Origin of the sequence: Polaromonas sp. YR568, from assembly GCF_943369675.1 — a bacterium.
Taxonomy (GTDB): domain Bacteria; phylum Pseudomonadota; class Gammaproteobacteria; order Burkholderiales; family Burkholderiaceae_C; genus Polaromonas.
Window position 1 is genome coordinate 1 of sequence record NZ_CALROB020000084.1, and the last position, 7,255, is coordinate 7,255.

The 7,255-nt window shown below is 66.4% G+C and carries 6 protein-coding genes; 3 read left to right on the forward strand and 3 right to left on the reverse strand.

Translation table 11 applies throughout. From position 1 onward, the window contains the following. Positions 1–299, reverse strand: a 299-nt coding sequence (locus tag ACLV8F_RS24480) for a GntR family transcriptional regulator (protein WP_411886804.1), incomplete at its 3' end; no start/stop codon positions are given. A 23-nt stretch (positions 300–322) separates the two neighbouring features. Next, positions 323–1,417 (reverse strand): Rieske 2Fe-2S domain-containing protein, encoded by a 1,095-nt coding sequence (locus ACLV8F_RS24485; protein ID WP_411886799.1) that lies wholly within the window; start codon positions 1,415–1,417, stop codon positions 323–325. Between the two features lie 143 nt (positions 1,418–1,560). On the opposite strand from ACLV8F_RS24485, the gene ACLV8F_RS24490 reads away from it, so the two are divergent. Further along, positions 1,561–2,676, forward strand: coding sequence for a 5-methyltetrahydropteroyltriglutamate--homocysteine S-methyltransferase (locus ACLV8F_RS24490; protein ID WP_411886800.1), 1,116 nt, complete (start codon positions 1,561–1,563; stop codon positions 2,674–2,676). A gap of 28 nt (positions 2,677–2,704) precedes the next feature. On the opposite strand, the gene ACLV8F_RS24495 is transcribed toward ACLV8F_RS24490, so the two are convergent. Then, positions 2,705–2,950: a DUF2061 domain-containing protein gene (locus ACLV8F_RS24495; RefSeq protein WP_411886801.1), complete on the reverse strand. Its 246-nt coding sequence runs from the start codon at positions 2,948–2,950 to the stop codon at positions 2,705–2,707. Between the two features lie 447 nt (positions 2,951–3,397). Between ACLV8F_RS24495 and ACLV8F_RS24500 the strand changes: the two genes are divergently transcribed. Together ACLV8F_RS24500 and ACLV8F_RS24505 are read left to right on the forward strand one after the other, a co-directional pair. Continuing rightward, positions 3,398–5,035: a ShlB/FhaC/HecB family hemolysin secretion/activation protein gene (locus ACLV8F_RS24500; protein ID WP_411886802.1), complete on the forward strand. Its 1,638-nt coding sequence runs from the start codon at positions 3,398–3,400 to the stop codon at positions 5,033–5,035. A gap of 32 nt (positions 5,036–5,067) precedes the next feature. Further along, on the forward strand, positions 5,068–7,255 hold a 2,188-nt coding region (locus ACLV8F_RS24505), incomplete at its 3' end, for a filamentous hemagglutinin N-terminal domain-containing protein (RefSeq protein ID WP_411886803.1).

A 7,255-nucleotide genomic window follows, 5' to 3' on the forward strand; every position in this document is an offset into this window, starting at 1 on the left:
GACAGGCCCTCGATCGTGCCGCGCAGCTCGATCGCCTCGGACACGTCGCGTTCCGAAAACGTGCGCACCGCGAAGCCGCCGTTGGGCAGCGACTCCAGCAGGCCTTCCTGCTCCAGCCGCATCAGCGCCGCGCGTATCGGCGTGCGCGAGACGCCCAGTTTTTCGACGATGGACAGCTCGGCGATGCGCGCCCCGCCCGGCAGCTCGCCCGCCAGGATCATCTCGCGCAACTGCAGCTGCGCCCTGACCTGCGCGCTCTCCAGGCTGGGGGCGGCGGTGGAAGGGTTTGAGGTGGCCATGGGGATGATTTTTGTCATGGGGTTCAGGCTGCGAGGCGGATGGGGATCACCGGCGCAGCCGGTGCTTCCAGCGCGACCATCCGGTCTATCAGGCGCCGTGCCCACATGGAACCGGCGTCGATGTTGAGGTTGTAGAACTGGTGGTCCGGGTGCTCGTTGATGGCAATCTGCTGGGCCTCCAGCACCAGCTCGTCTTCGCGGAAGATGCCGGCCACGCCCTCGCGCAGCTGGTGCGTCAGGCGCTGCTCACCCAGGCAATAGTTGCGCGCGAAGGCCCAGAAGTAGTGGCAACTGCCGTCGGTCTCCGGCGTCACCGTGTTCAGCACAAAGCCGTTGACGCCTTGGCTGCGGTCGCCCGGCGCGCCGTCCTTGGGCGGCGCGCCCGACCCGGCTTCGGCCACGCCGACGTCGATGTTCACCGTGCAGGGCGCCTCGAATTTGATGATCTGCCAGCGGTCCACCTTGCCGCGGTAGCCGCGCGCGTGCTCGATCTGCCCGGCCCAGAAGGGCGGCGCATCGATGTTTTCCATCCAGCGCGTCACGGTGGCGGTGCGGTCGCCGTGCGTCGCCACAAAGGGCGCCTCGGCCACGGCGCGCTGGCCAATGCTGGAGCCGTGCACAAAGGTCTCGTGCGTCAGGTCCATCAGGTTGTCCACCACCAGGCGGTAGTCGCACTTCACCGTGATCAGTTTGCCGTCGCCGGCCCAGGCCGGGTCGTCGTTCCAGTGCATGTCGGGCACCAGCGCCGGGTCCGCCTTGGCGGGGTCGCCGGGCCAGATCCAGACGAAGCGATGTTTTTCCACCGCCGGAAACGCGCGCACGCAGGCCGAGGGGTTCAGCGTTTCCTGGCTGGGCATGTGGGTGCAGCGGCCCTGCGCGTTGTAGACCAGGCCGTGGTAACCGCAGGTCAGCTCGTCGCCGTCCAGGGTGCCCATGGACAGCGGCAGCAGCCGGTGCCAGCAGGCGTTTTCCAGCACCGCCACCTGACCGTCGGTGCGGCGGAACATCACGACTTTCTGCTTGCAAATCGTGCGTGCCAGCAGCTTGCGGCCGACCTCCACGTCATAGGCGGCGGCATACCAGGCGTTGAGCGGAAAATTCGATTTTGCGGCGTTCATGGATACTCAATGTATACATAAACTACGAGTAAGCCAAGGAAAACAGCCAAATTCAGGGTAAGTACGGAGTTTCTGTATTCAATGAGGGGCTTTCAAGCTGGCATACCATGAGGCCCTGTACTTGAAACGATGGAGACTTTCCCATGACCGCCAAACTACCCGCCCGCTACGACCACGTCGGCAGCTTTCTGCGCCCGCAGTACCTGCTGGAGGCCCGCGAGCAAAAAGCCAAGGGCCAGATCACGCCCGAACAGCTGCGCAAGGTCGAAGACCAGGCCATCACCGAAATCGTGAAGTTCCAGGAAGACGTGGGCCTCAAAAGCATCACCGACGGCGAATTCCGCCGCACCTATTTCCACATCGATTTCCTGGAGCAGATTGGCGGCGTGAAGACCGACATCCCGGTCACCATCCAGCGGCCCGACGGCACGATGGAACTGGCGCCTCCCGTGATGCGCGTCATCGACAAGGTGCGCCATGTCAAGGACATCCAGCTGCCCGACTTCCAGTACCTCAAGAGCCAGGTCAGCGCCGGCAACACGCCCAAGGTCACCATCCCCTCGCCCACCATGCTGCACTTTCGCGGCGGCCGCGCCGGCATCAGCAGGGAAGCCTATCCCGAGCTTGACCCGGCCTTCTACGACGACGTGGCCAAGGCCTACGGCGATGAGTTGCGCAGCCTGGCCGCCGCCGGCTGCACTTACGTGCAGATGGACGACACCAACCTGGCTTACCTGTGCGATGAAAAAATGCGCGAAGCGGCGCGCCAGCGCGGCGACGACCCCAACGAGCTGCCGCACCGTTATGCCAAGTTCATCAACAAGGTCGTCGCGCACAAGCCCGCCGGCATGACGCTGGCCATGCACCTGTGCCGCGGCAACTTCAAGAGCACGCATGCCGCCGCCGGCAACTACGAGCCGGTGGCCGAGGCGCTGCTCAAGGAGATGGACCTGGACGCCTACTTCCTCGAGTACGACGACAGCCGCAGCGGCGACTTCCGCCCGCTGCGCTACCTGCCCAAGGGCAAGACCGTGGTGCTGGGCCTGGTCACCACCAAGTTCGGCGAGATGGAAAGCAAGGACGACCTGAAGCGCCGCATCGAGGACGCGGCCAAGTACGCGCCGCTCGAGCAGCTCGCGTTGTCACCGCAATGCGGCTTCAGCAGCACGGTCCACGGCAACAACATCGCGGTGGAAGCGCAGCGCAACAAGCTGCGCCTGGTCGTGGAGACGGCACGCGAGGTTTGGGGCACGACCTGAGCCGGTAGCCCAGTACCTGCCCGTGCTATCAGGCGCGGGCAGTGGACAGCGTCTTGGGCACGGCCGCGCGCCGGCCACCCCAGCGCTGCCAGGCTTTTTCGTGGAAGAAAAAGGCAAAGGCCTGCACCGTCGGTTCGAGCAGGCTCAGCGTGATCGCCAGCAGGAAATTGCCGGTCACCGCATAGGCCACCAGCGCCGCCACCGTCACGTGCACGACGTAATAACTGGCCGTCTTTTTCAGGGTCGGCAGGTTGGTGCGGATGAGTTCGGTCATGGCATCCCCTTCAAAAATAGTCAAAAACAATTGATTTCTATTCAATGATAGTAATTGCCATTGCTTTCGGCCAATTCATTTGCGCTAAGTAATCCATAGGTTTTCTCGCGTGGCACCGTAGTTGTGAGGAATGCATATGTTCGTTTGCTTACAACTTGCAACATCTCGGAACTCTTTGCGCCAGATCGACTTGTAACAGTCAAATTATTGTGAAAAAACAAACACATACGAAGTAAACCTTCAGCTTTTCCGAGGAAAGCGTTGGACAGTGGGGACCCAAAGGGCTACAACCAGAGACAGCGAATGGCAACACTTTGTTGCACTCTGGCTTGAAAGGTCCGCCCCTTGTCCCGTCCCCCTGTTTTGGCGCTCCGGCTTGTTGGCTGGGGGGCACTGCTTGCTTGCGCCGCCGGAGCCGCGCCTGCGCTGGCCCAGGCGCGGGCTGACGTGCGGCCGGACGCCGGCACCTTGCTCGAATCGCCAAGCCCGCTTCCCTTGCTACCGCCCCGCGGCGGCGCGCCGCTGGAAGTGCGCCCACCCCCGCCCGCGCCGCCTGCCGCCGGGTCGGCCCGTCTCAAGCCGGCGGCCTTCACCTTCACCGGCAACACGGTGTTTTCCGGCGAGCTTCTGTCCGCGTTGCTGTCGGCCCGCCTGAACCAGCCCACCAACCTTGCGGGCCTGACCGAGGCCGCCAACACCGTCAGCGACTACTACCGGCGCAAAGGCTATGTGCTCACGCAGGCCTACCTGCCCCAGCAGGCCTTCCCCGCCGACGGCGGCACCGTCACCATCGCCATCCTGGAAGCGCGCGTGGGCCGTGTCACCGTGCGCGTGGAGGGCACGGGCATTTCGCAGGCCTTCGCCGAAGGCCTGGTGGCCAGCCAGCTCAAGCCGGGCGATGCCGTCACCGAATACGCGCTCGACAAGCCCGTGCTGCTGCTGCGTGACCTGGCGGGCTACGACGCCGCCGCCACGGTCGGGCCCGGCGCGAGCCCCGGCCAGGCCGACGTGCTGGTCACCGTGCAGGCCAAGGGCCCGCGCGTCGATGGTTCTGTGAGCGTCGACAACCACGGCGCGCGTGCCGCCGGCGCCGCGCGCGCAACATTCAACGCCAATGTCAACAACCTGCTGGGGCGCGGCGACGTGCTGGCCCTGAGCGCGCAGCAAAACGACCAGGCCGGCTCGGCCCTGTACCGCCTCGGTTACACGCTGCCGGTGGGCGCTTACGGCAGCCGCCTGGGCCTGAGCCTGGCGCGCCTCGATTACGCCCTGGGCAAACAATTCGAAGCGCTGGGCGCCAGCGGCCGCGCGGACATCGCCGGCATCAGCCTGTCGCACCCCCTGCTGCGCGGGCGCGGCGCCAACCTGTACGGCTACATCAGCGCCGAGGAAAAAAAGCTCAGCGACGAAACCCGCACCCCGGCGCTCTCGAGCGAGCGCGACATCAGCGCGCTCCGGCTGGGGCTGGTAGGCAATTTCACCGACGGCCTGGCCGGCGGCAGCGGCCTGAACAGTTATGCCGCCAACCTCACCTTCGGCCGCCTCACGCTCAATGCGGCCGACCAGGCGCTCGACGAAGGCTTGGGCGGCCTGAATACGGCGGGCGGCTTCAGCAAGCTGAACCTGGAATTCCAGCACTCCCATTACTTTGATGCGCCCTACAGTTTTTACGTCGCGGCGCAAGCCCAGTTCGCCTCGAAAAACCTCAGCTCCGCCGAAAAAATGGTGCTGGGCGGCCCCACCGGCGTGCGCGGCTACCCGGTGGGCGAAGGCGTGGGCGACGCCGGCTATCTGCTCAACCTGGAGTCGCGCTACCAGTTTCCGCAAGCGCCCTGGGGCGAGCCTTTGACCTTGCTGGCCTTCTATGACTTCGGCCATGTGCGCTTCAACCAGAACGGCGCCACCTTGCCGGGCAATACCAACACGCTGAGCCTCGGTTCTTTCGGCGTGGGCGCCACGCTGGGCCGGCCCGGCAAATTCCTCGTCAAGAGCTACCTGGCCTGGCGCACCACGCCGGCACAGCCTTCCACCGGCGACCCGGACCGCTCCCCGCGCGCCTGGCTCTCGGCCCAGACCTGGTTCTAGACCGGCTCACCTCTTACTTCCGAAGGCCCACCATGACCACCCACCCTGCCGCATCCGCCCACGCCTACCGTCCCTGGTCCGTGCGCACGGTGGTGGTCCGCCTGTCGCGCAAGCTCTCGGCCACCTACCGAATCCGCAGCGGCCGGCGCCTGTCGCAGTTGCTCGCCGTGCTGCTGGCCGGCGTCTCGCCCTGGGCCGCCGCCCTGCCCGAAGGCGGCCAGGTGGTGGCCGGCCAGGCCAGCGTCAGCACGCCCTCGGCCAACGCCATGGTCGTCAACCAGGCCAGCGACAAGGCCGTGCTCAACTGGCAGAGCTTCAACATCGGCACCGGCCAATCCATGCAGTTTGTGCAGCCGGGCGCCGCGTCCGTCGCGCTGAACCGCGTCACCGGCAACGGCGCCTCGTCCATCTTCGGCTCGCTCAGCGCCAACGGCCAGGTGTTCCTGATCAACCCCGCCGGCGTGATGTTCGCGCCCGGCGCGCAGGTCAACGTGGGCGGCCTGGTCGCCTCCAGCCTGGACATCAGCAACGGCGACTTCATGGCAGGGCGCTACAGCTTCAGCGGCACCGGCACGGGCGCTGTCAGCAACCACGGCAGCATCAACGCCGCGCCGGGCGGCTACGTGCTGCTGGCCGCGCCGCAGGTCAGCAACACCGGCGCTATCACGGCGGACACCGGCTCGGTCGGCCTGCTGGCGGGCTCGCGCGTCTCGGTCGACACCTCGGGCGTGGGCCTGGTGCGCTTTTCGGTGGACGCCGCGGCCGCGCAGGCTGCGATCGACAACAGCGGCAGCATCAGCGCCAACGGCGGCCAGGTCGCCGTGCTGGCCAGCGCCATGGGCGATGCGATGGCCACCGTCATCAACCAGTCGGGCGTGATACGCGCCGACTCGGCGGTCGAGCGCAACGGCACCATCGTGCTGAGCGGCGGTGCCACGGGCATCGTGAACGTCAGCGGCGAACTGAGCGCGGCCGGCACGGCGGCGGGCCAGACTGGCGGCACGGTGCGGGTGCTGGGCGACAAGGTCGCATTGACCGGCGGCGCGCGGGTCGACGTTTCCGGCCAGGCGGGCGGAGGCACGGCCCTGATAGGCGGCGACTACCAGGGCCTCAACGCGGCCGTGCAGAACGCCAACCGCACCTACATAGGCGCCGATGCCAGCATCAAGGCCGATGCCCTGGCCAGCGGCAACGGCGGCAAGGTCATCGTCTGGGCGGACGACGTCACCCAGTTCCACGGCAGCATCACCGCAAAGGGCGGGGCGCAGGGCGGCGACGGCGGCTTTGTCGAAACCAGCGGCAAGGCGGTCCTGCAGGCGCTGGGCAGCGTCGATGCGTCGGCGCCCAACGGAGCGGCCGGGCAATGGCTGCTTGATCCGAACAACATCACGATTCAAACCGCGGGGCCCGACACCAACGTCTCGGCAACGCCCAATTTCAGCAGCACGAACGACAGCGCCATCGTGACCAAGGCGAGCATCGAGACGGCATTGAACGGCGGGACCTCCGTCAACATCACGACCGCAAGCGCCGGCACCAATGGCCAGGCCGGTGATATCACCGTCAACAATGCCATCGCCAAGACGGCCGGCGGCGCGGCGACCTTGACCCTCAATGCCTCCAACAACATCACCTTCAACGCGGGTGCGAATGTCACTTCCACCGTGGGCGCCCTGGGTGTCACGCTCAACGCGGCCGGCGCGATCAATTCGCTGCGAAATGTCAGCCTCAACGGCGGCACGCTGAACCTGAACGCCACCGGCAACGTTTCGCAAACGGGCGCCATCCAGGGAACAACCGCAGTCGTGAAGAACGGCGCGGGCACCCTGGCGCTGACCAGCATCAACACCTACAGCGGCGGAACCACCATCAAGGCCGGCACGGCATCGGGCACCGTGGCGTCCGCGTTCGGCACCGGCGCGATCACGCTGGGCGACAGCAGCGGCAGCGCCAACGCGACGCTCAACGGCGGCTTTGCCGGCACGCATGCCAACGCCATCAACGTGGCCGCCGGCAACACCGGCACGGCCAGCATCACCTCCAGCGCCAACAGCACCTTCAGCGGCGCCGTCACCCTCAACAACCATGACCTGAAGCTGACCCGCGCCGGCACGAGCCTCACCCTGAGCGGCGGCGTCACCGGCACAGGCAACCTGTCCCTCAACAACAACAGCGCCACGGCCAACGGCCTGACCTTGTCGGGCGCCGCCGTCAACAACA

Excerpts from the sequence above, each read along its gene's own strand:
- ACLV8F_RS24485 (WP_411886799.1), bottom strand. The coding sequence starts at position 1,417 with ATGAACGCCGCAAAATCGAATTTTCCGCTCAACGCCTGGTATGCCGCC.
- ACLV8F_RS24490 (WP_411886800.1), top strand. The coding sequence starts at position 1,561 with ATGACCGCCAAACTACCCGCCCGCTACGACCACGTCGGCAGCTTTCTG.
- ACLV8F_RS24495 (WP_411886801.1), bottom strand. The coding sequence starts at position 2,950 with ATGACCGAACTCATCCGCACCAACCTGCCGACCCTGAAAAAGACGGCC.